The 25,948-nt window shown below is 34.3% G+C and carries 19 protein-coding genes; 5 read left to right on the plus strand and 14 right to left on the minus strand.

All coding sequences use genetic code 11. The features are described 5' to 3' along the window. Positions 1 to 122: 122 nt before the first annotated feature. On the minus strand, positions 123 to 338 hold the full coding sequence (locus CN946_RS06025; protein WP_098860315.1) for a terminase small subunit: 216 nt from the start codon (positions 336 to 338) through the stop codon (positions 123 to 125). Between the two features lie 496 nt (positions 339 to 834). Continuing rightward, positions 835 to 1,296, minus strand: coding sequence for a ParM/StbA family protein (locus CN946_RS06030; RefSeq protein WP_098860316.1), 462 nt, complete (start codon positions 1,294 to 1,296; stop codon positions 835 to 837). Between the two features lie 176 nt (positions 1,297 to 1,472). On the opposite strand from CN946_RS06030, the gene CN946_RS06035 reads away from it, so the two are divergent. The 4 genes from CN946_RS06035 (at position 1,473) to CN946_RS06050 (ending at position 3,098) form a co-directional block, all read left to right on the plus strand. Beyond that, complete coding sequence (locus CN946_RS06035) at positions 1,473 to 1,676, plus strand: helix-turn-helix transcriptional regulator (RefSeq protein ID WP_098860317.1); 204 nt, start codon at positions 1,473 to 1,475, stop codon at positions 1,674 to 1,676. Positions 1,677 to 1,767: 91 nt separating this feature from the next. Further along, positions 1,768 to 2,109, plus strand: a complete 342-nt coding sequence (locus CN946_RS06040; protein ID WP_098860318.1) for a hypothetical protein — start codon at positions 1,768 to 1,770, stop codon at positions 2,107 to 2,109. An 83-nt stretch (positions 2,110 to 2,192) separates the two neighbouring features. After that, complete coding sequence (locus tag CN946_RS23725; protein ID WP_286133831.1) at positions 2,193 to 2,549, plus strand: hypothetical protein; 357 nt, start codon at positions 2,193 to 2,195, stop codon at positions 2,547 to 2,549. 354 nt (positions 2,550 to 2,903) lie between these two features. Then, a complete protein-coding gene (locus CN946_RS06050) occupies positions 2,904 to 3,098 on the plus strand; it encodes a hypothetical protein (RefSeq protein WP_098860319.1) in 195 nt (64 codons plus the stop codon). An 88-nt stretch (positions 3,099 to 3,186) separates the two neighbouring features. On the opposite strand, the gene CN946_RS23730 is transcribed toward CN946_RS06050, so the two are convergent. From CN946_RS23730 to CN946_RS06100, 11 genes are all read right to left on the minus strand, one after another. Further along, positions 3,187 to 3,312 (minus strand): hypothetical protein, encoded by a 126-nt coding sequence (locus CN946_RS23730; protein WP_286133832.1) that lies wholly within the window; start codon positions 3,310 to 3,312, stop codon positions 3,187 to 3,189. Positions 3,313 to 3,414: 102 nt separating this feature from the next. Next, positions 3,415 to 4,503 carry a cation:proton antiporter gene (locus CN946_RS06055; protein WP_286133835.1) on the minus strand — a complete coding sequence of 363 codons (1,089 nt, stop codon included), beginning with the start codon at positions 4,501 to 4,503 and terminating at the stop codon, positions 3,415 to 3,417. A gap of 118 nt (positions 4,504 to 4,621) precedes the next feature. Continuing rightward, positions 4,622 to 6,082: a spore germination protein gene (locus CN946_RS06060; protein WP_098860320.1), complete on the minus strand. Its 1,461-nt coding sequence runs from the start codon at positions 6,080 to 6,082 to the stop codon at positions 4,622 to 4,624. A 296-nt stretch (positions 6,083 to 6,378) separates the two neighbouring features. Next, positions 6,379 to 7,182: an SDR family NAD(P)-dependent oxidoreductase gene (locus tag CN946_RS06065; protein WP_286133833.1), complete on the minus strand. Its 804-nt coding sequence runs from the start codon at positions 7,180 to 7,182 to the stop codon at positions 6,379 to 6,381. A 75-nt stretch (positions 7,183 to 7,257) separates the two neighbouring features. Beyond that, positions 7,258 to 8,034: a crotonase/enoyl-CoA hydratase family protein gene (locus CN946_RS06070; RefSeq protein ID WP_098860322.1), complete on the minus strand. Its 777-nt coding sequence runs from the start codon at positions 8,032 to 8,034 to the stop codon at positions 7,258 to 7,260. 353 nt (positions 8,035 to 8,387) lie between these two features. Further along, complete coding sequence (locus CN946_RS06075) at positions 8,388 to 8,777, minus strand: YidH family protein (protein ID WP_098231907.1); 390 nt, start codon at positions 8,775 to 8,777, stop codon at positions 8,388 to 8,390. A 124-nt stretch (positions 8,778 to 8,901) separates the two neighbouring features. Then, complete coding sequence (locus CN946_RS06080; RefSeq protein ID WP_098860323.1) at positions 8,902 to 10,173, minus strand: MFS transporter; 1,272 nt, start codon at positions 10,171 to 10,173, stop codon at positions 8,902 to 8,904. Between the two features lie 144 nt (positions 10,174 to 10,317). Further along, positions 10,318 to 12,222: an alkyl/aryl-sulfatase gene (locus CN946_RS06085; protein WP_176547223.1), complete on the minus strand. Its 1,905-nt coding sequence runs from the start codon at positions 12,220 to 12,222 to the stop codon at positions 10,318 to 10,320. A gap of 59 nt (positions 12,223 to 12,281) precedes the next feature. Then, positions 12,282 to 13,799: a long-chain-fatty-acid--CoA ligase gene (locus tag CN946_RS06090; RefSeq protein ID WP_098860325.1), complete on the minus strand. Its 1,518-nt coding sequence runs from the start codon at positions 13,797 to 13,799 to the stop codon at positions 12,282 to 12,284. A gap of 198 nt (positions 13,800 to 13,997) precedes the next feature. Beyond that, on the minus strand, positions 13,998 to 15,206 hold the full coding sequence (locus CN946_RS06095; RefSeq protein ID WP_098860326.1) for an iron-containing alcohol dehydrogenase: 1,209 nt from the start codon (positions 15,204 to 15,206) through the stop codon (positions 13,998 to 14,000). A 90-nt stretch (positions 15,207 to 15,296) separates the two neighbouring features. Next, complete coding sequence (locus CN946_RS06100; protein WP_098860327.1) at positions 15,297 to 16,814, minus strand: aldehyde dehydrogenase family protein; 1,518 nt, start codon at positions 16,812 to 16,814, stop codon at positions 15,297 to 15,299. A gap of 455 nt (positions 16,815 to 17,269) precedes the next feature. Here CN946_RS06100 and CN946_RS06105 point away from each other — a divergent pair, with 455 nt between their 5' ends. Continuing rightward, positions 17,270 to 18,178, plus strand: a complete 909-nt coding sequence (locus CN946_RS06105) for a LysR family transcriptional regulator (RefSeq protein ID WP_098860328.1) — start codon at positions 17,270 to 17,272, stop codon at positions 18,176 to 18,178. A gap of 127 nt (positions 18,179 to 18,305) precedes the next feature. On the opposite strand, the gene CN946_RS06110 is transcribed toward CN946_RS06105, so the two are convergent. Beyond that, positions 18,306 to 25,523, minus strand: a complete 7,218-nt coding sequence (locus tag CN946_RS06110; RefSeq protein WP_098860329.1) for an immunoglobulin-like domain-containing protein — start codon at positions 25,521 to 25,523, stop codon at positions 18,306 to 18,308. Between the last annotated feature and the right edge of the window lie 425 nt (positions 25,524 to 25,948).

Raw genomic sequence — 25,948 nt, forward strand, 5'->3', positions numbered from 1 at the left:
AATTGAATAAGGATAAAGTTTTATTTTGAAGTTTAAATCCCTATATGATAAATTTTATGACTAAGCTATTCGACCATCGTACAAAATCCTTTATATCTGCAAATACCACTTTTTCAAGTTCATTAATGATTAGTCTCTCGTTCCATCTTGTTTTGGTCAAATCTCATTTCCATTGCATAGTCTAGTTCACATTTGTTGTCTTCACGCTGTAATAACTCATAGCCAATCCTATTTGCGTATGTTGGAGCAAATCCAGCTTTAACGGCTGATTTACTAGCGTTGAAGATTGTTAGATGCTCATCTACGAATACTTGATGCTGTGGTGATAAAATTCTCATATAATCACTCCTTTTTGTAGAGGTTATCTACTAATTTAAGTATTTTATCACCTTAATGAAAAGATACGATTCAATCATTATTATATTATCAATCACATGTAACAGAATTATTTGAGTGTTAAACATATTAGTTTAATTTTTCACCTTGTTTCCTTACCACCCTTACTTTTATTACTGCATATTTAAATACACTTGTAGAATTGTACAATCTCTGAAAAATTTATACTGCTCTCAAAAGTATTGTAATAGTAGTAAGAATAGTAAGAACATTAATATACAAATCTATTCGAGTAAAACAAATTGTAATTTGGTAGTAAGAAGTAGTAATAATACTATAAATGGCAGGCTCAATCTACTTCATTCAATATAGGATGCGCTAAGTTAATCCATATATATTTTTTCGTCTTTTTATGGTAAATAGCCCATACTAGATAAGTCATTTGATTTTCCTTTGTTTTGATGTACCCTTTTTCTCTCCACTGCTTCAGTATTGTATTTACGTCATATCCGTTATTAGCGTAAAGCTTTCTTTATCTACTTGATCCCAATCGCGAATAGTTGCAATGTTAACCGCTCCACTTCCGCAGTCGATAATACGGAATGTAGAGGTATCTGTAAACCATCCGAAGAAACTCGACGCTCCCTCTAGCGCAATTATTACTTGATCGATTTTAAACCTCTTAGACTGGCCGTTTAGTTTGACGGTGTGCTCACCAATAAGCATTTCCTTTATCTTCGCCTTAGATGCGCCCATTGAACGTCGAGGATAATACGACTCCTTCTCCGCTAGTTCTCCGGCAAAATAAGTTACTCCGTTATATTCGACTACCATTTCGTCCTGGAATTTCGTTTCAATTCTTCTTTCGTGAAAATCTCCTAAGCAACTATTAAATGCGTAAACTCCGTATTGTGTCGCAACTTTAACCTCGTTATTACCTGCGTCGATACCAAGTAACATATCGATCACCTCCGTATATTTAACAATTGATTAGCGTGATTAGCAATTGCCTATCGGTTGATTATCAATTGTTTAATCTACTATACTAACGTCCGACAAATTTCTTGCCTGTACTTTCAAAATTATTTAAAGGAATTCAAAAAGATTTGAAAAATTTATATATTGAGGTGAGAATTTTGAAGAATAAACTGAAGGTAATTTTTGCAGAACGAAAGATAAAACAAACTGAATTTGCCGAAAAAGTAGGCATTAATAATAGTACTTTGAGTTTAATCGTATCGAAAGAGGATCATTCCCCAACGTTAAAAATAGCAATGAAAATAGCGAAAACTTTGAATTTAAAAGTCGAAGATATTTGGGAATTGGACGACGAAATTTAAGTTGGACCTGCATTTTTCCACGAAACGACGCATATTCTGTTAGTGTGAACACGGTAACAGTACTTGTCCTATTACTGCGGAGGTGTGTCGGATGCAAGATCGGGTTAACTACTACATCAAACGTTTAGAAAGAATTCATCGGGAGGTTTTCGATGAAGAACGTAAAATGATAGAGCTTCAAAAAGAATTAACGCTTTTGAAAGTCTCGAATGAGATGCGTATAAGTGAATTATTTATGACTGGGAAAATTGACGGCACTAACGACCAAATGAGAAAAGCTCAAGTTATTCACCATACGCAAGAAATGCACGGAGACATCGCTATTTACGAAAATTTGTACGCTGAGCAACGAGCAATCTATAACGCTAAGAAACGAGAAGCTGACGATTTACAATATATCGTTAGATTAATAGAAACTACGAGCCGACAATGAGATCGGTTCTTTTTTATTTAAAAGGATAATTAAGGGACTAGTCGAATAGCATGAGATATATGGTAATATTTAGGAGGCTTATAATGAAAAGAACGATTAGAGGTATCTTATTAGGGACCGCAATAGCTACCGGATTAATTATCGCTAGTGGCTGCTCGGATACGGAAAAAACGCAGAGCACACTACCGCATGAAGCTACGGGTAAATCCGTTATTATAACGAAGGCAGAGTTCGATAAGATTCAAAACGGTATGACATCGAAGCAAGTATTCGATATTGTCGGCGGTAAAGGCGAGGTAATGAGCGAAGCTGGCGAGAAAGATAAGCCAGGATATACGATTCTTTATACATATAACGGTAAAGGATCAACGGGAGCTAACGCTAACTTTACGTTCCAAGATGGTAAGCTAATGGCGAAGGCTCAGTTTGGTTTAAAATAGCGTAGATAGGCTTAATATTAGGCCGAATATCTATATACATTTACTTTAAATCCAATATATTGTACTGAGCAATACTTGTTTGCTTAATATCACCTATTCTTATTCAGAAGAGAAACTATAACTCGGTGTTTCTCTTTTTTGTATTTACTACCTTTACAAATGTAAACCGAGTATAAAAAATATTGAATTTTTGTAAAATAATTCACTAAGACTAAACTATCATTTAGCTTAATACCCATTTCCTTTTACTTTTTTATCAATCAAAGAATTGTTTCCTGCCCCAATTAGCTGTTTCTCCACTAATTCATCTTTGTTATAAAACAAAAAACCTCTTGATATACAAGAGGTTTGAGTATGATCCCAACTGGACTTGAACCAGCGACCCCTACCCTGTCAATTACAGAGTACGAGTATAATTCAGTATTTATGAATATTTTAGTTCAGTTAAGTCCAGTAAATCAAGCGGTCGATGAAATTTTATTCATTGTTATTCTTTTATTTCTATTGTTTCTAATAAGTCTGTGCAATTTTTGTGCAATAATTAAGTAACTGATTAATCAGGAGGTAGGGTGCTTCCTTAAACTGATTCAGATTTATGTCTAGTTTAATAACGAAAGTATCGTTTGTTAATTAAAATTTATATTATTTTATTACCTTGTACATTAGTAATTCGTTCACCTAGTGAATACAATCCGAATTCAATATTTTCATGCTCCATTTCAAATTTATCATTTTTTTGTTCAACTAAACTGCCAGTTAACATAATAAAAAGGCTGCAAACAGCCTTTCTTGATCTTCAACTAACTAATGCGTTCGTATTATAAGGAAGTATCTAATCTGATTAAAGTTAGAGACTATTTTTAACCTAAAAAAACCATTTCATCATAGGTGGAGTAACAAGTGTTGTAATAAGAACCACCACTAATACCACTGCAAAGAATGACTGATCTAACAATTGATTTTCTAATCCAATCGAAGCAATAATTAGTGCAACCTCACCACGTGATACCATCGCCGATCCTATTCCTAAAGAATTTCTCCAAGTAAAACCACTTAATTTTGCTCTTAATGAGGAACCTAGTAATTTTGTCAATATTGCAAGAATACTTAACATAATAATTAATCCTAAATCCGTTACTATACCTGTAAATCTTGCTGAAACACCGATTGATGTAAAGAAAACTGGTACAAAAAGTGAATAACTTATCGTCTCAATTTTTTCAAAAACCTCATGTTTAAATTCCGTCACACTTATTGAAACACCAGCAATATAGGCTCCAATAATTGCTGCTACCCCGGTATATCCAGCTATATATGCATAAATAAAACAAATGATTAATGCCGATGAAATAACTGTCTCAGTAACACGCAATGTAGAAAATTTTTTAAGGAAGTAAGGAACAACTTTCCATCCTACAAAAAATAATACTTTTTTTAGTATTAATTTTAATAGACTCACATCCCCATCAGACCCTGCTATACTTAATAAAAAGGCAAGTGCAATTATGAATAAAATATCATCAATTACAGCTGCACCTAATACTGTAGCTCCTTCACGAGTTTTTAATTTATTCATTTCCTTTAATACTTGTACTGAAATACTTACACTCGTTGCAGATAGTAATAATCCAAAAAAGCTAGATTGAATAGGGGATAAATTTATGAACATCCCTACTAAATATCCAATTAAAAATGGTACGATTATTCCACCTATACCTACAAAAGTAGAAGCCTTTCCTGTACGTTTAAATTCCTCTATATCTGTTTCAAGACCTGCAATGAACATCAAAAGGATAACACCGATTTGACTAATTTCATTTAATACATCTGTATCATCTACAAGTCCCAATACAGAAGGACCAAGTACAATTCCGATCAAAAGTTTTCCAAGTACAGAGGGTTGTTTTAATCTGACACTAATGTCTCCAGCTATTTTAGATGCTAGTAATATAATAGAAAGTTAAAAAATAAGCATAGTTATTCTGTAGTAATTGTATGTAAAAATTAATTAACAATTAGTACAACTCACCTCCATATTTTGAAAATATCACTTATTCCAGTTTTTAAGACTATTATGAGGATTTATCATCATGAGGATATTTATGTTTACTATTTATTAATTTACGTAAATCTCCTCTATAAAAAACATCTTTGAATTCTTTAAAATTAAAAGGAATTAAAGGTGCTAAATAGGGTACACCTGCTGAACGTAAACGAGACATATGTATGATCAATATTAACAATCCAATCCCCATACCAGTGAAACCGAAAAAATTTCCTATAAAAAGAAAAATATAGCGTATAGGTTGAAGGGAACTCGGTAATGTTCCTATTGTAAGCATGGTGCTAGTAAGGTAAGCTACCCCCGTTACGATGAGACTAAGAGGGTGAACTAGCTTTGCATCTACTGCTGTTGTACCGATTGTAATTGTAGAGATTAATGAAACAAGTAGCATCATTTCCCTTGAGATTTTATATGAACCAATTCCTAATATTTGTAACAAAAAGATAAGCAAGAATACTTCAGCCCACAGAGGAAAAATGGTAGCTGTTTCTACAAAAAACTTTTTATGTATTTCTTTCGATACCAAATTGTCATGAAATTTTGCAAATGCAAGATAAAATCCAGGTAACAAAATTGTTATCAGAAAACTTAATATTGTTATAAGGCGAACGCTTAATTTTAATTGTTTAACATAATAGTCGCTTGGTTGCTGAAAGTATTGAAGGAATAAATTAGGCACAATCGTTGCAGATGGGGTACCGTTCACCATAATGGCAATTCTCCCTTCATACAAAGCGGAAGCTACAGCATCTGGCAACTCAGTATTAAAAGACAGCGGAAAAAACGTTTTCTGTGTTCCTTCTATTGCTATTTCAACTACTCTTGACTCAAGTACATAATCAACCTGTAATGAGTCAATTCTATTATGTACTTCTTTCAAAGCAATTTGATCAACTCGATCAGTTAAATAAACAATCGCTACATCTGTTTTTGCGATCCTTCCAAGTTTCTTCTTTTCCACCATAAATGTAGGAGATTGAATTATATTATGAAGTAAATTTAAGTTCACTTTCAATTGTTCCGAGAAAGAAATCAATGGTCCTTGAATATTACGTTGTCTCGTACTCTGTTCGACTGATCGTTGTTCCCATTGTGCTGTATCAACAAGTATGCCACTTTCAAAACCATCAATTAAAACAAGTGTTTTGCCACTAAGAATGCCTTCAATTGAGGAAGAAATTGATGTTATCACCTCGACGTTTTCTGAGCGAATATGATAACAGGCTAACGTATTCATAAATGTATCTTTATCATTGATTCGAATACTATGTAAAGGATCAATTATACTTTCGCGTATTAGCTCCGTATTAACAATTCCATCTATATACAATAATGCACCTATATTGTCTCCATTTGAGTCTAATTGAATTTGTCTTACAAAAAGTTCGGGTGATTCGTGTAATCCTTTTTGTATCAATTTTATATTTTTATTCAGACCCTTGCTTAGATTTTGTACTTCGCTATTCATATATCACCTAAAATCATTTTTATACCAATCTTTTATAGTATCTAAAATTACTTAATTAATATTCAATTTCTCTTATTTCTTTTTTGACTTTACTACTGATAGCTAGATTGTTTAAAACATTAGTTGTAAAGATAGACTAATAAACATAAATCCAAAAAGCCCAAACCTTTTTTACAAAGAAGTTTGAGCTTTTTTCATTCTTGTGTTCAACAATTGATTTGATCCGGCAACCTTAACAAGTCTAGACTGTTTACATAGCCTGACCTGCAAGGCAATAATTTGATTTTCGTAGAATCCTACATATAAATCCCACCGTTTATTTGTAAAACGGCTCCATTCACATAATTTGACATTGGAGAGGCAAGATAATAGATTGAATCTGCAGCTTCTTCAATTGTCCCTGGGCGATTCTGGGGAATTATTGCTGTTAATTGTTCACGAACTTTTTTAGGGATGCCAAGTGGAATACCGCTGATGAATTCGCCCTCTTCTTTTGATTGGGTCAACCGAGTATCCATTACACCAAAAGCGATTGCATTGCAATTGATGTTAAACTGTCCCCATTCTTTTGCTACTGACTTAGTTAAGCCAAAAAGACCTGCCTTAGCTGATGCATAATTTGCTTGTCCAACATTTCCTGTCAATCCAGCAATGGATGATACATTAATGATTTTTCTGTAGTGGTCAATTCCTTGTTCCATCTCTTTTTTTGCTGCATTCCTCATATAAGGTGCTGCTTCTCTTATAAGACGGAAAGGTGCAACTAAATGAACTTCCATTATTTTTCGAAATTGTTCATCCGTCATCTTGTGAACAAGTCCGTCCCATGTATATCCTGCATTATTGACCAAAATATCCAATCGTCCAAAAGAATTCATAGTCTTTGCTACAATCTTTGAAGGGAACTCGTTTTCCGTTACATCTCCTGAAAAGACAATCGCTTCTCCTCCTGATTCAACAATTTTAGCACTTACTATTTCTACATGACCCTCATCTAAATCAGATATAACAACTTTTACACCTTGTTTTGCTAATTTTTCTGCTGTCGCTCTACCAATTCCTCTTCCTGCCCCTGTAATAATTGCTACATTTCCTTCCAATTCGATCGCCCTCCTTCAATTATTTGATAAATCGATCTCAATTTGTCTCATTATTAATGTAGTTCTTTCTATTTCTCATCCATTATTAATTTTTCCATGTTTGCCTTGCCCTTGTACGAATCGCTTAGCACCTTTCATTGATTCACCACTTTGTACAACAGTCATTCCTAATGTGAACTCTAACTGCATTGCTTTCTCAAAATCTAGATCAAATCCTTCATAAACTGCTTTTCTGTCATTTTTCATACATAATTGAGGATATTGAGCAATATGAGCAGCAAGTTTTTCAGCTTCTTCTTTCACAGTTCCTACTTCTACGATTCGATTTGCAAGCCCCATAAAGAGTGCTTCCTCTGCTCCAACAGGTCGACCAGTTAAAATCAAATCCAGAGCACGGCTCATCCCGATTAAACGAGGTAATCTTTGAGTTCCACCATCTATAAGTGGCACACCAAAACGACGACAAAAAACACCGAATATTGCGTCTTTCTCTACAATTCGGAGATCACACCAAATTGCTAACTCTAACCCTCCGGCGACAGCATGACCTGATACTGCAGCAATTACAGGCTTTGATAAGTTCATTCGACTTGGACCCATCGGACCATCCTTCGACATATCTACCTCCAAACTATTGCCATCTTCTAATGAGAAAGCTTTAAGATCGGCACCTGCACAAAACGTTCCTCCATTTCCATACAATACAGCTACATGTAAATATTCATCATTTTCAAAATCACGAAATGCTTCAGCAAGCTGTTGTGCTGTCTCACGGTCAACTGCATTCCTAACATTAGGTCGATTGATTTGAATCGTACAGATATTTTCTTTTTTTTCTACTAATACCTTCATTAACTATTACCTCACATCTCTAAATTTAAGTGGTTATAATTAAATCTTTTATCTTTGCTCCATTCCATCTATGTGATAAAAATGGAGGTCCATATTCCAAATAATGCAATCCCTATACCAATAATGCCTTTGATCGTGATTTAGAATTTGAGAAAGGTCACTTTTCATCCATTTAAATAATTGACTGCAGGAGATTTTTTTATTGAGTCAACAAAAGAGGGTATTAAAGAATATGGCTGAGTTTTATAGATAGATTAAAGGCGGGTTACATTTCTTTATTTGATCAAAATCTGCAAAAAATGATCCTCAAAAAGAAGATCATTTTTGGCAAATTCTTATCAATGTAGAAGAGTTTAAAACAATCCCCATACATCTAAATAATAAACTCCAAAAATAATAAAAATAAGAACTAAGGCCACCGATAAATAAACAACCAATGTCCTTGAAAATTTAAACGCTTGATTATTAATATCATTTCCCTTGATAAAATAGCTGATCGTTGAAATGATTAAAGCAAAAATTCCAACAATAATCGAGGATAATCCAATTATTTTTGATAATGTATCTCCTAATTTTGCATTAGAAGCCAGAGTAGAAAAATGAAGATTAGTGATTAAAAAACCAACCCCCATAATTGTTATACTTGTTCTAACCCAAGCAAGATAAGTTCTTTCATTTGCTAAATGCTGTTGGATATATTTAGAATCAATTGTTTCTTTCTGCTTTTCTAACGCATTATTCATATTCATACCTCTGTATCTAAATCTTTCTTCTGAATAACCTTTTAAAAAAGTCTATCAGGATATTTTCACAATAATTAAATCTACCATTCTAGTAGAAGTAATGGATTCTTCTATACGGCTCTCATTAGAGGTTCACTAGCATATTATCCTTTTCTGTTGAAACTTGTTGATTTCGGCTTCTGAAAAGGAATATTAATAGCGCTGCAATTACCATAGCAATTGCCATTCCATAAATTGCGATACTATATCCCCCTGCTACATTTGCACCAGAATTTTGAATAAGTTTCCCAAAAATAATTGGTGTAATAATACCCGATGAAGTCATTATTCCAAAATAAGTCCCTGTCATAACTCCTCTTCGCTGTGGGAGTATACTAACTACAATAGCTGGGCTAAGTGTGTTTACAGTAATTACCAGTGTATTTACTAACGAAAGGAGGATGATGATTGAACCCGAACCATTTAATAGTGGATACATTAAGTACAAAAACCCTGCTAGCAAAACACTAATAGCAGAAAATAAAATCCGCGATTTCCATAAACTTTGTGTTTTTTTGTATAAACGATCTGAAATGATAGATAGTAAGATTGCTAAAATAGCCCCAATTAAACCAGAAATAGCAATTACTGATGCTGACCTTTGTTCAGATAATCCTTTTACTTTTATTAAATACGAAGGATTAAAAGTAAGTCCAAAGACAATGAATGAATAAGCAATAAAGGCAATTAAAGTTGTAAATATAAAAATAGGAGATCGTAAAGCTTTCCAAACATCTTTTCTATTAATCTCATTTTTGTTTTCCAACGTACCAACTTCTTCTTCAAAAGAAACAGTTGGTTTCATTCTTCCTAACCAAAGCCAACAAATGAACCAGACAAAGCTAAAAATACCAGAAATAAAAAATGATTGTTTCCAACCATAATTTGATATTAGAGAAACGATAATAGGAGCCGTAACAGCTATCCCAACGACATTTCCAAAATTAATGATTGATATCGCAAATCCGCGTGATTCTGGTTTAAACCATTTACTTATATGACTAATTGCAGTTGCAAGAAATGCGCCTTCTCCAGCCCCTAGTAATACTCTACTCAATATTAGAATCGGTAGACTTGATGCAAACAATGCCATAGATTGCGCGATTGTCCAAACAATTGACATAATAGCAAGTGATTTTCCAGTACCAATACGATCCGATAAAGAGCCACCTACTATACCAAATATTGAAAATAACCAAAAAAAGCTACTACCTAAAATACCAAACTCGGTAGAGGTTAAGTTCAAATCTTTCGTAATATGAATTCCAGCTAAACCTAAAATTGATTTGTCAGCAAAATTAATAATAGCCATAATAAAGAGTGAAAATAAAATGATCCATTTCGCCCAACTTTTCATCCAAACTCCTGCCTCTCAACAAATCTATACTTTTTCGATAATCCTTAGAGTAAACATACTTTTGGAAAAACACCTGCACAATCTATTTTTTTCGAACATGATTGAGCAGATGCTTATTGTAACATTCATTATTTTTTCTGTTAATTAAGGAGTTACGATATTTATACAGCGGTCGAACTCATCTAAAAGTGATAAAAATTCATTCAATTTTGTTTGGTCACCAGAAATAATCAATTTTCCTGCTCCAACTGCTTGTTCAGGTGAAAGAAGACCAAGTAAAGTTCCATAAAATGCGAATTGATCAATTGTTAATGAAACATCTGCATTGTCATCTAACTTATTTGCTCTAGAAAACAAAACAGAATTTTCTAAATTTAATGTATATAGCTGGTTAGAGTCTGATAATGTTACATTTATCGTTATTTTTCTACCCTCTGCTTTTGGACCGTTTATTTTAACTGCTATTAATTTTAAGAATTCGTTGACTGGCATATTCTTAATGATCCCTGATACATCTAATGGGGAATTATCTTTATTAATTCCATATCTTAGTTCTGATGCTCCAACAAGATAAATATTGCGCCAATTAGCTGATTCAGCTTGATACCCTAATTGTTCAAATGCATCTGCTAATAAATTTTTAGCTTCTGAATTTTCTGGGTCAGCCATTACGACATTTTTTAATACTTGAGCTACCCAACGATATTCACCTTTTTCATAGTCAACTTTTGCTTGTCTCAAAATGTTTGCTGCTCCACCCATGTATTCTACATATTTTTGGCCAGATTCAACTTGTGGTAATGGATCTAGATCGGAAGGATGAGCACTATAATAACCTAAATAATAATTGTAAACACCCTTTGAATTATGCTTTAAAGTTCCATAATACCCACGATTTCCCCAGTAAGTATCCAATTCTTTTGGAAGTTTAATTATTTCAGCTATCTCATCCATCGTATAACCATAATTGGCTAAGCGCACCGTCTGATCGTGCATATATTTATATAAATCACGTTGCAGTTTTAAATGATTGATCGCATTATCTTTCTCCCATACAGGCCATGCATGAATCATGAGTAATGCATCGATCTCTTCATTTTCAAATAATTCGATTGTTTTATCCAGTGAATTAGCCCAATGTAATGCATCTCGAGTTTTTGCTCCTCTTACAGTATAAATTTGATGCATCAATTTATTGGCATTCTCTGATACAAATAATATTTTGTAATCCCTAATATAAAAATGCATTTCAGCTGGTGCTTCTGTATTTGGCGTTAATAAAAATTCAAATGTTACACCATCGACTTCCATCGATTGGATTTCATTTTCTATTTCAACATTTGGTAACTGAAAACTCATAGTACCTGATCCCATTGTTGGGCCAATACCTACTGATACAGAGCCTTTTGAACCGTCTGGTAAATCTTTTCCAAACTGATACTCTGCACGTCGGGCCATGATTGTACCTAAAAGTGCATTCTCACTTAACGCTTCTTCTGTAAAATATTGAGGAACTATAATCGGAATATTAGGATTTTCAGCATAATTAAGTACGGCTTGAATACCGCCAAAATGGTCAGCATGACTTTGACTGATTATAACGGCTGTTACTGGCTTTTGTGGTCGATGTTTATAATATAACTCCATAGCGGCTTTAGCTGATTCATTACTTCCCAAAGCATCAACGACAATAACTCCCTGTTTTCCTTCAATAAAAAAGTTAGTTACCAATGATTGTCCACGAACTTGATATACTCCTTCTACAACTTCAAACAAACCAGATATAGCCTGTAATTGCGCATTTCTCCATAGACTTGGGTTCACAGTCTCAGGAGCAGTGTTATTTAAATAGTTTAACTGTTCAATGTCCCAAACAACTTCCCCAGAATCGTCTTTAATAATCTTTGCTTCTAGTGGTGCAATAAATCCTCTGTTTGCATCTAAGAAGTCCTGTCTATCATCAAAATTTAGAGAATCATATACTGCTAAATTTGCCTTTTTTGTAAAAGAAGTTGCGGGCATTGATTGAGTTAAAATGTTATTTGTCATAAGAACCTCCATGAATTGATATATATTCAAAAGTTTTTATCAGAAAATACTCTATTAAACTAATTAACTTTCACTTGTTCTACATTTAAAGCTCTTTTTAAAATCTTACCTGTACTATTCTTAGGTAATTCTTTCTTAAATTCTATTTGTTTAGGTAGCTTGTACTTTGCAAGCTTGTCCTTGCAGAAATGTAGGATGTCGTCCTCCGTTATACTTTCATCATTCGATACAACGAAAGCCTTTACGATTTCACCGTAATCTTTATCAGTTATTCCTAATACAGCTACTTCAACAATCGCTGGATGTTGATAGATAACTTCCTCTACTTCTCTTGGATATACATTGTATCCGTTTACAATAATCATGTCCTTTATTCGATCAACAATATAGATATATCCATCTTTATCCATTTTTGCTAAGTCACCAGTATAAAACCAATCATTCTTTATGGCGTTAGTTGTTGCATCAGGCATTCCAAGATATCCAATCATGACATTTGGACCTTTGACAATTAGTTCACCTATTTCGCCTCTTGGAACTTCATTTCCAAATTTGTCGACAACCTTATTTATTACGCCTGGAATATCTACTCCGACAGACCCAATTTTTCTTATTCCTTTTATAGGATTAAATGCCGTAACAGGAGCTGTTTCAGAAAGACCGAATCCTTCAGCAATAATAGTCTTATATTTTTCCTCAAATCGTTGAAGTAATTCAACTGGCATCGATGCTCCACCTGATAAACATACACGTATAGATGAGAAATACTCAGCTGAATAATCTTTTAATTGTAATAAAAAGTTAAACATCGTTGGAACACCAGCAAATAATTTCACTTTCTCATTAAAAATTGTATGAATGACTTCAATAGGATTAAATTTTTGAACAATTACGATATTAGCTCCACTCATAATTGGTGTATTAATACAAACCGTCATGCTAAATACATGGAACATTGGAAGGACAGCTAAAATGCGATCATCTTCTTTGAACTCGACAAGTTTAACAATTGACTCTGCATTTGATGCCATATTTCTGTGACTTAGCATAGCTCCTTTTGGTCTTCCTGTTGTTCCAGAAGTATATAAAATAACAGCAAGATCTTCTGCCATAATTAACGGATTTTCATTGTTTTTTGATTTGTTTACAATCAACTGCTCCCAATTGAATTCAGCTTTATTAGATCCCACATAGTAAAGCATTTCGATCTGTTTTAATTCTAATTTAAGAGAATCAATGATCGTTTCCATTGTAAAATTTGCTATGACAGCTTTTGCTTGGCTATTCGATAAAATATATGAAATTTCATCTTTCGTATAGATTGGGTTAACCGGTACAACTACCCCACCTGCACGAAGAATTCCATAATAAGCGATGACAAATTCCGGACAATTCCCTAATACCAAGGCTACTTTATCACCTTTTCTGATTCCATCATGTACTAAATTAGATGCTACACATTCGACTTGTGAATATAATTCACTATACGTTATATTTTTATTTTCAAATGTAATTGCATTTCGATTTGGATATTTTTCTGCACTTTTTCTTAAACTTTCATTTAAATTCCAATTCATAAAAATTTTTCTCCTCCTGATAACTACTAGTGAGCTACATTCTCGTAATTTACTAAATTAGTGAGATTAAATGAAATTGTAATACTAAAAATTGAGATAGATTAGAATTATTATGTCTTCCAACTTTATACATAAAATTTGAATATAATTGAGGCACCATCAAAGATTTTGAAGGTGCCCGGTAACTATAAATAAAAATTATGAAATTACTAAGCCAGAACCTGCAACTTCATTGGAAACTTTTGCAATTACATCAGGTGGAATTTTGAAGAATATTCCGCAAGGATCACTATGAACCATCGCTACAATGTATCCCATATTATCGACATTCACCTCAAAATCAGCAAATGTACTAGGAAGACCAACTTTTTCACGTAAATTACGGATAAATAAAACAACTTCTGCAAGGCACTCTTCTTGTTTTTGCGGTATATCTTTTAAACCTAAAGCTTGTGCAAAACCATGAATTCGTTTCAAATAATATGGTGCAAGTGATTCCATAACATTTGGTAATATCACTGCATTAGCAAGTCCATGAGGAATTCCGAATTTTGCTCCAAATACATGCGCTATATTATGTACAGGAATCGCATTAACAGAAAGACTGAAAGCAGAAATTGCCATCGAACTAGCCATTAACATATTTGATCGTGATGCAAGGTTATGTCCTTCATGAACAGCAGTAGGTAAATTATCTACAATCATACGAATCGCTTGAAGTGCATATGCATCCGTCATTGGATTCGCCTGAGGTGAGAAATAAGCCTCAATTGCATGAGTTAATGCGTCAAATCCTGTAAACGCTGTAATTTTTGGTGGTAAACCAAATGTAAGCTCAGGGTCTAAAATCGCCATATCAGGGCTAATGAATGTATTTAGGATATTCGTTTTAATTCCTAATTTTTCATTAAGTACTACTGCGATTGGAGACACTTCTGCACCAGTTCCAGCTGTTGTTGCGATTGCAACGTGTGGAATTGGAATATACTGAGCTTCTGGCCAAAATTCCATTAAATTTCCAACAAGAAGCTCTTCACGAATATCATGAACCTTATTATGAAGCATCCATTTAATTGCTTTAACTGTGTCTAAAACACTACCTCCACCAACAGCAATTAATGAATCTCCATTACATTCTTTAAAGAACTTGGCACCTCGGTTTATGATTTCACCTTTTGCATCCTGTTCAATGTCCTCAAAAACTCCTACTAGCTGTACTGCACTAGGAATCGCTTCAAATAGTTCCTTAATTTTATCTGTAATTCCCGCTTGAGTTATTCCTTTATCAACGTAAAGAACTGCTCTCTTACCACCAAGTCCTTTTATCATTTCTGGTAACATTGAGCGAGCTCCAGCCCCACTGTTTACAACTGTTCGAACCGAAAACTGAAAAAATGACGTTATCATGGGATCGCCTTCTCTTTTCTATTATTGTTTTTTATTAGTCATACTGAATTAATTTATTTTTTTATATTAGTAGCTTATAAATCTAGTTTTTTATAATAAGATGCCATACCAAGGTTTTTGGCTTAATTCCGGAGTAAGTGAACAATGAACATGCTTAACTTGTGTGTACTCATCTAAAGCATAACGACCAAGTTCACGTCCAAAACCACTTTGTTTATATCCACCAAATGGTGCATCACTTCTTAACATGTGCCAATCATTGATCCAAACTGTTCCTGCTTTTAATTCACGTGAAATTTTTAGTGCTTTATTAACATCTTTTGACCAAATACCGGCTGCTAATCCGTAAATTGTGTCATTCGCAATTTCGACTGCTTCTTCAATCGTTGAGTAGCGAATCACGCAAAGTACAGGTCCGAAAATCTCTTCTTGAGCAATTTTCATTTTATTGTCTACATCTGCGAAAATAGTAGGTTCAATGAAATAGCCATGATCATAGCCTTCACCCGTTAATCGTTTACCTCCGCAAACTAAACGAGCACCTTCTTTAATTCCAGTCTCAACATAGGACAATACTGTATCAAGTTGTTGCTGAGAAGCCATTGGCCCCATGCCGTTTGCCATATCAAGCTGGTTTCCAATTGTAATTGAAGAAGCTAATTTTGCTAAGCGATCAACAATTTCATCATAAATCGAATCATGAACTAAAAGGCGAGTCCCAGATTCGCAAAGTTGTCCAGAATGTAGACAGAATCCAAATAAGCTACCTGGAATTGTAATATCTAAATCAGCGTCTGGTAAAACGATAGAAGGTGATTTTCCTCCTAATTCTAGAGTGACTCTTTTAACTGTTCCAGCTGCTAACTCCATAATCCGTCTTCCTACTTCAGTAGATCCCGTAAATGCTACCTTATCTACATGTGGATGAGTTGCTAGCACTTCACCAACAGTAGCTCCAGGTCCAGAAACAACATTGAAAACTCCAGCCGGAATTCCAGCTTCAGTAGCTAATTCTGCTAATTTTAAAGTAGAAAGAGGTGTATTTGAAGCTGGTTTAATAACGATAGAATTCCCCATTGCTAGGGCAGGTGCAATTTTCCACATTGCTAAGAGCATTGGAAGATTCCAAGGTGTAATCGCAGCTACAACACCAATCCCTTCACGCCATACTTGATTATTGCTTGGTCCTGGAAAAGGCAGTACCGGCAGTGACTCAACAAATGGATACTCAATAGTAAATTTGGCTGTCTGCTGAAGTAAATCTACTAAATATAAAATATCTAAATTTGAAATTCGTCTTACAGTTGCACCTGAGCTAATAGCTTCTAAGAATGCAAGTTCTTCAGAATGTTCGACAATCTTATTCCCAAAATTAACTAAGATCTGAGCTCTTTCTTTTGGTGATTTTTTTGACCAAATTCCTGAATCAAAAGCATTACGAGCTGAAGTTATAGCTGCTTCAGTATCTTCTCTTCCAGCTTTAGCTACCAGAGCGACTACTTCTCCAGTTGCTGGATTTTTCACACTAAACGTTTCACCACTTTTTGCTGGTGTCCATTTACCATCAATATAAAGCGGAAATTCTAATACTTTTACAGTCGTTTGCATTTAAAAACCTCCTAAAAATAGTTTTATTATTATTAGATAAATAGGATTTATAGTAACACCTTTTCCTTCGAATTGGCCTTACCTCTTATTTAGAAAAAATGGTAGATCATTAGGGTATAACGATATTAGGTCATGGATCATGTTCTTTCCCCTTTTTAAATGAATTAAGATAAATTAAAATGACCTGGTTCCACAGACTGTTTATAACCAAGAAAACGCTTGCAAAAACACATAAAAATTTTTAGAATATAAAATCAGATGAAAGTTTTTTTAGAATTTTAATTAAATTTAAAAATTAAGAATTATCTGAATTAATTGTATAACGTCACAATTACTTAGTAAAATTAAGGTTTGTAATACCTGGTTCACAATTACTAATATCTAAATTTAGAGGATTTTATTATTCTCAAATCGAATTTCTAATATAGTAATCTATATACTAAGGTGGTCATCCTATGCACATACAAAAACTAAAGATTCTTTCTGAAGTTGCTAAAACGGGCTCTTTTTCTATAGCTGGTCAGAATCTTCATATAAGTCAATCTGGTATTAGTCAGGATATTAAAAAAATAGAAGATGAATTAGGTATAAAAATTTTCGATCGCACTCGTTATGGGGTTGTTCAATCATATGAGGGAACTAAAATTGTAAAAAAAGCAAATGAAGTTTTGTTAAAATATGAAGAGCTGATCGAAGAGGCTAGAAAAATTTTGGATATACATTCTGGAAATCTCAGAGTGTCTACAATACCTGCTTTTATTACTTATTTATTGAAACCATTAATGGAGTTTAAGAATTTATATTCAAATTTAACGATAGAGATTTCAGAAAATATAACTGAACTGACAGTTGAATCAGTTCAACAGAATAAAGCTGATATCGGACTGATCTGTATATATGAAGATATTTTTAAAAATATTGAGCATTTAAAATTTGAAAGTATCTCTGAGGGAACATTAAAGGTTTATGTAAGTAGTGATTCTCCTTTCGCTAAAAAGAAAAAAATAACACCAGAGGAAATCATTCAACAGACTGTAGTCTTATATAATGGCGATTATATTAAATGGTTTATCAATAATTTTCAATGTACTTTTGGAAAATTGAATATTTTATTGTCATCAAATCAAACGGAAGTACTATCACGTTTAATCTCAAATGGAATAGCAATTGGATTTGCCCCAGATTTTGCTACTAAAAGTAACCCTTATGTTATGGAAGGTAAAATCGTTGAAATTGATATTATCAATTATGAACCAATTAATGTAACGCTTGGCATTATTCAAACGAAGAATAGAACTCTTACAAAAATTGAGGAACACTTAACTCGGTTTATTAAATCTGAATTACAATATTATATAAATTAAGATTCGACTTCATATTCATAGCTAATTCACAATCTAAAATTGTATAATGCTAATAAAATGAAAAGAAGTCTCAAATGATACGAATCATTTGAGACTTCTTCTTTTTTTTAATTACATTGAACTACCTTTACTTAACTTTTATAGTTCGTTTTACAGAATGACTTTTATTACCAGCATTATCAAATGCGTATAGAGTAATAGTTTTTGTACCTTTACTTTGTTTTGGTAATTTCACATAAAATGTACCCTTACTTGATACTTTTGCTTTTGCAACAGTTTTATTCCCTATTGTTACAACAATTGTTGAATAAGCTTCTGCTTTACCTTTAATTTCCACACCATATTTGGAACTTACACTCAAGCTTGAGATGACCGGTGTATTTGGAGCTGTACGATCTAACACTTTTGTTTTAGATGCAGCGCTCTGATTACCTGCAAGGTCTTTTGCATAGACTGTTAGAATTGTGCCTGCTTTTTGTTTACTTACCTTAATTCGGTATGCTCCCTTTGCATCTGCTTTTCCAGTTGCAATTATCTTGTTTTGATTTTTAACAATAATAGATGCGTTTGCTTCGCTCGTACCTGATATTGATGTATCGTTGTTATCAATCTGATTAATCCTTGGAGCATTAGGTGCCGTACGGTCTAATACTGTCACTTTTGATGCTGCGCTTTTATTTCCCGCTTGATCTTTTGCATATGCGATTAATGCAGTACCAGCTTTTTGTTTACTTATTTTAATTCGATATGCCCCTTTTGAATCTGCTTTTCCTGTTGCTAGTACTTTATTTTGTACGCTAATCGTAACCGATGCGTTTGCTTCGGTACTACCTGAAATTGATGTATCATTGTCATCAACTGGATAAATCCTTGGTGCATTAGGTGCTGTACGATCTAATACGATTACTGATTTACTTTGTTGACCTTGGACATATACGGTTAAAACTGTACCTGCTTTTTGTGGGCTAATCTTTATGAAAAATTTTCCATCTGCTTTTGTTTTTCCAGTGCCTACTACAAGTTCTTTATTTTTCACAATAATATCTGCATTCGCTTGCGTAGTTCCTGAAATACTTGTGTCATTGTCATCAATTGTGTTGATTATTGATACTGGAGGTTCTTCATAATTTTGTCTTAATACTGTCAGATAAAATTCTCTCGTCGTGCTCGCATTTCCTTTCTTAATAGTTGCAGTTAACGTAACAGGACGATCACCAAGTTCAAATTTAGGTCTTGTTACTGTTCCATCATTTTTAATAAAAGAAGGATTACTTGAAGACCAACTAATTGTTGTGTCATTCGTCCCTTTTGTTGGTAAATACAAGTTAGATGTTACAGTATTTTGATCTGTATTATCGTTCTTAATTAAATTCCAAACGACTGATGATTTTGCTGCCAAAACTGCTGGTTCATCATTCGTATTTTGACTTCTTACAAAGAAATAGAACGTTTTTCCAAGTCTAGCATCACCTAATTTAATATAAGCGAATACTGAAATATACTGATTTTGAGCAGGTCTTGTCACTTTTCCATCATTTGCAATAACGTCTGGCATGTCCGATTCCCATCGAATTTCGACACCGTCATTTCCAAAAGTTGTCGGGAAGTTTAAATCCTTTGTCACGTCCAAATCACTTGTGTTTTCGCCAAGTAATTTGTCAGTTGTTAATCCTTGATACACGCGTAGTACTTTTGTTCGTTCTGCGTGTTGTGTATCTCTTAGGACTGTTAGATGGAACGTTTTGTATATTGTACTGCTGTTTCGTGTGATTTTTGCAACAAGCTCTACGTGTGCATCATCTTCGTCAAATAACGGTAGGTACACGCGACCTTGATTTGTAATATGCTTTTGATCATCAGAAGTCCATGTAATTACTGAACCATTTGATCCTCTAGTTGGTAATGATAACGATTGTGATATATTACCTTGGTCAGTATTTCCTTCTCGTATAACATCCCAAGTAACTCTTGAAGAATCTTCAGCAACTGCTAATGAGTCTTCTGGATTTTTAGCTTTTACTGTCACGCTAAACTTCTTAACAGCAGTAGCACCGCCTACAGTAGCTGTAGCTGCAAGTGTAATATTCGTATCTTTATCTGCTCGATATACCTTCCCATCGTTTGTGATGATGGTCGGATCACTGCTTTCCCAGCTAATTTCTGCTTGATTATTTTTATCAACGAAAGGTAGCACTAAATTAGTCATCACGTTCGTTTGATCTGTGTTACCACCTTTTATTTTGTCCCAATTCAACTGTTCCGCTACTTTTGATGCTAAAGGTTGATCTGCACCCTCTGCTGCTCCCAATCGATAGACTACCACATTGAAAACTAATGGATGATTCCCTGCAAATGGGTGACTAGGGTTCTCACCAATTGTACTTCCACCATCTATTTCAAAAAAGTTTGCTCCAGGTTTTAACTCACCCGTTGGCATACTGAATGATTTCACACCAGGTTCATTGTTATATCCTTCTGGGATATTTCCTCCAGTTTCTTCGTTTAACCCATCGTCATACGGACTATTTCTCCATTCTGACGTTGGATCAAATAAATTTTTAAAGAAGTTATCTTCTCCCCCATATCTTCGATTCCAGTCAGCCCATTCAGCGTAGAAATTCATTCCAACCGCAGTTACCGACCCTTTTACATCATATGTTGAATCATAAGTAAAGAATGTTGCAGTACCTGTTGAATCAATAATCGCGTTATCAAATTGCACTTTTGGTATATACGGATTTTTGATGACAGGTACTTGAATCGTTGTTTCGTGACCTAAATAGTCAATCATCGTTACCGGGAATGTACTTTCACCTTCTGGTATACTGCCCGGATCATTATATCCAACAGGACTATTAAAGGTATATACATCTCCTAATGGCAAGTCCCACTCTGGTATAGCATTAGGGTAATAAGATGTTGCCGCTTTTCTTTGTTGATTTCCAACTAATAAAATCGGTGCTAAATCCGGATTCGCTGACCATGTTTTATTATTTCCATAAGGCGTTACAAGATAGCCTCCAACCCATGGATCGAAACTTTCTACATGGTAAGTATTATTGTATTGAAGTTTTATTTCTGGATTTCTACTTGCATCTTTATATGGAACAACCTCAATCGGAAGTTCAGTATTTGTTTCACCATTTTTAACTATTACTTTATCTGCTGTAACACTTACATTAAATGTAGTTGTACTTGCATTTCCCATATAATCAGTAGTTGTCAGTTCGACTGAGTGATCACCATTTGCTAACACAACTGGATATCGGAACGTTTGTTCAGATCTATCAAAAGTTGTAATACTTCCCATCGATTTTTTAGTTCCACCATCAACAGCAACTTCTACTTTATAGCCTCTTGAATTTGCTATTTCATCTTTCACTGTCGTATTTAACATTAGAGAAACTGGATCTCCGCTCTTTTCTACAAAAGCTTTCATTTTATCCGTATTCACTGAAATCGTTGGTGCCACAGTATCTACATATGTCTCAATACCAATTGCTGGAATTTCTGCATCATTCCATTTTTCTCCCTCAGCTAAACATACATACTTCACAACATACTCTCCTGCAGGTAAATCTTTCGGAACGGTATATTGTCCTTTAATCGAGTACTCACTGTATTCTCCATATGCTGGTTTTTCCGTCATCACTTGATTTAGATCAAGATCGATAGGATCTCCTACAATCGAATTATTATCGGAATAATCTTTTAAAAGGACCGCTTGAATTTTTTTCACAGCACCTGTACGTCCAACTGCTTTAAAATTCAAACTAAAATTGTCTCCAGGTTTTACGTTAGCAGTCCAGTACATACTTGGAACGTTGTCGCCTAAAGTAGCTGAATATAAATCAATCCAAACATGGTTACTAGTTTTATTAACGATAACAGTACGAGTTTCACCCAAATTGCCAACTTTATCGATTGGTGCAATATTGATGATGTTTAGTCCTTCATTTAATCCAGGTACTTTTAATTCATATGTCCCTTCTGCATTTTGTTTAACATCAGATTTATAATTAGTAAATGGCTCGCTTCCATTCACGGCTAGATATACACTACCGTCAACTTCACCAGCATCTCCATCATCCACCGTCCATCGCACTGTATAGCTATCTGTATTTGTCACTTCAGGATGTGTTTTTTCATCATAATCCGCTGATCTTAATAAATTTAAAGTTGGTGCAGTTGAATCCTTATACATCGGTATATAAACAGTCGGTTGTGGTTTAGCATTCGGTGCATCCGCTGTTGCCGTAACCGCAAAGTAATACTGACCATCAGGAACAGGTAGTCCTTGATTATATGCATACCAAACCCAGTTTGCTGAAATCTGAGAAGGTAAACCACCTGAATATGGATCATTTTTGACATTCCATTCATCATCTGCCAAATGAGTCACAAGATTATGTTCTTTATCGACAACATCAATTTTCAAGTTACGTGCGCTTCGGAGTAAAGCAAGCGCAGGTACTGGGGAGAATTCAGGACCAAAAGCATAAAACTTGTCACCTAACGCGATTTGAGCCGGTGTATGTGGTTTACCGAATACCTCCTCGTACCCAAAATAAAAAGGACCTGTTTGAATTGCTAATTGTGTCCCAAATCCTGACTGAGTCCACACATCTGTAGTATCTGGTGTATCGATGACTTTTGGCTCATCCCATTTCCCGAAAAAACCATTATATGGAACGTTTAATGTTGGGTTATTTGAATCTGTCGGAGTTAAATATATATAGCCCTCAACAAATGTATTTTTTACTGTAGCATCTGTTAAAGATAAAGTAACAGTTACTCGCTTAGTTGAATTTGCTGGAATTGTAATTTCTTTTAAATCAAATAATAATTTTGCATCATCTAAATATCGGCTACGAATGTTATCCGAATTTGTCTTAAGCTCGTCTTTTAAAACATCCGTCATCACAGTTCCATTTAATTTGTAAGTTACAGCTTTATCTGAAAGATTTGAAGCAGTTAGTGTAAATGTTGTATCTTTGCCTATTTCTTTCAAACTAATACTGCCAGTACCAGTTGAGCCGGTAACAACCACAGGTGTTTTTACAGCAAGGTCTGGGCGAATCATCCCTGCGCCCTGTCTTCTAGGCTGATATTCAGTCATATAGTCACTTCGGTCAATTGAATTATTACCATTGACATAATCTCTTTTTGCTGGAATCGACGTATTCATAATTAAATTCTTCGATAACCCCGCAAAAGCTCTTGTTCCCGGTTTATATCCTTTATCAATTAAAGCTTGCATTACATCTGCAACTGCACCAGCTACGTATGGAGCTGCCATAGAAGTTCCATCTTCGCTCTCATAAGCATTGTGTTTATTCGTATCAGCAGTTCTAACTGATGATACAATCGCATGACCAGGAGCCATTACTTCTGGTTTTAATAATAAATCACTAGTTGTCCCCCAAGATGTGAAATCCGTTGGTTGTCCTGGGTTCGATTCAACGAATGCAGAGCTTACTTTCTCATCATTAATTCTAAACTTGATTGACTTCTGAGTTGTTGCATCAAGTGGTCCAATAACTGGTCCACCTCCACATGTGCTAAGTGGACCAATAACAGGGCCATCACCGCCACCACATGAAAGTATATCGTCTAATGCCTTTCCATCTTCATAACTAATAAATGAAAATGGAATTGTTCCGAATCCTTGTGGATCTGGTGCTGGTTGAGAAGAACTTCCGTTATAAACGATTACTCCAGCAGCACCTTTTTGTTTCGCATTTGCTACTTTTTCTGCAAAACTTATTGTTCCGCGCTTTATTAAAACAACTTTACCAGTCACATCTATACCATTGTAATCTGATGGTACACCAATACGTTCATTTCCACTACTGTCTTTTCCTAGCGAAACTAATGTATACTCTTTGTTTTTGTCTGCTGGCCAATTCCAGTCATCTAGACCTTGCCCAGAAATATCATTATCAACTTCGTCTGTATGAAATTTATACGTATGTTTCGATACAATATTATTTGCAGCTGCAACTGTAAATGAATCTGAATAAACACCTGGATTACCAATCTTATTTAAATCAGGAGTTTGTCCAATTTTTATTGTTTCACCCAGACCACCAGATCGGTCTGAGTATGCATTAGATGCATTTCCAGCTGCAACAACGACAACATGTCCCTCATCTGTTGCATTTCGAATCGCAATTCCTAATGGATCGTTAGGGTCTCTTGTATCGAAAGAAGAAGATGAACCTAAACTCATGTTAATCACATCTGCTCCTAATGCAGAAGCATGGTCGATTCCTTTAATAATATCTTCTGTTAATGCACCGGCTTGATGATCAGAGAACACTTTTTCAGCAATAATTTGTGCTTCTGGTGCAACACCTTGTATAACTGGGCCAGATCCAGCTGCAATTCCTGCCACGTGGACACCATGTGAGCTTGTTGCATTATTTGGATCTTCCACTCGTGGAATGATGTCATCATTTTGATCAGCCCAATTGTAGCCGTCTACTACTTTTAGTGAAGTTGTGCCATCTAGACGTTTAAATTTCCCCTTTTTAATTCTTGCTTTACTCATATCTTTCGGATCTGGGAATGCTTCATGCGTATAGTCAACGCCCGTATCAACTACTGCAATGACCATCCCTTCTCCTTTATAACCAATCGGTTTTCCTAAAGAAGAACCATTCCAAAGATTTTTAATTCCTGTCAAATCATGCTGTTGATTAACAGCTGGTGTAAATGTTTGTTGTAATGTAACAGCTTGAACATCTGGTAATGATTTAATATAATCTATATCTTCGAATTTGATATTATCAATACTAAACCCTTTAAATATATTTTCAAATTCGTGCTTAAACTCTAGTTTATTACTACTCTTCGTTTTACTATTTGATAATTCACTCATGATTTGGTTTTTGGTCGTTTTAATATCTTCTTGAACACTAATTGCAGCATTGGTCACAGACGTTTTATTGACTCCAACATGATCAGCTGCTGTCAACTCTGAAACCGTTTGACCTTTAAGCTGAACAATGACCGAAACCTTTTCATCTGGCTTATGCGCTTCTAGGTTCGACAATTTCGCCATATCTGCTAGTTTTTTTTTCTTATCCCTTTCAACTGCAGCCTCAATACTCTTTTTACCTTTCTCATTCAAAGCATCCAGATCTTTTTGAGACAAATTAGCTGAATTTAAGCTACCTTTACCATTCGTAACAAATATTCCTGATTTTGGTTTGGATTCTTTTGCTGTGAATGGATTTTTATGACTATTTTCCTCAGCAAATACAAAATTCATGTTTGACATGACAAGGCCGAAGACAGCCATATACGACATTTTTTTCAACAATCTTTTTCTATACTTCATATTTCCTCCCCCATTGACTGAACAATCTATTAGTGAAGTTCACTTGATCATTCTAAATCCAAGTTATAAATTTAATTATTAAGAATTTTCTCAATAATTAAATTTGTTGATTTTATTGTACTTAGGCTTATATTTGCTGTAAATTGGGGTTAATTTTTCTTTACTGAAATAATTATTTAAAGAATAGACCAACAAAGCTCCAGTTCCATGCGAGAATTTTGTATTAAAATGTAGAAAATCAAAAGAAAATGTAGAATTTCGAAGTGGATAGAATATAAATAAAAAAAATTCCATTTTAAACTTGGGGGAATTCGCTAAATAAGATAGTTAAAAGTTATATTGTCAATTTACAATCGTGATTAATTATTTTAGAATAGATTTTGATTTTAATCTTTTTCGTTCATAACTTACTAGAAAAACAAAAT

Source organism: Bacillus sp. AFS053548 (genome assembly GCF_002575105.1).
Taxonomy (GTDB): Bacteria; Bacillota; Bacilli; order Bacillales; family Bacillaceae_G; genus Gottfriedia.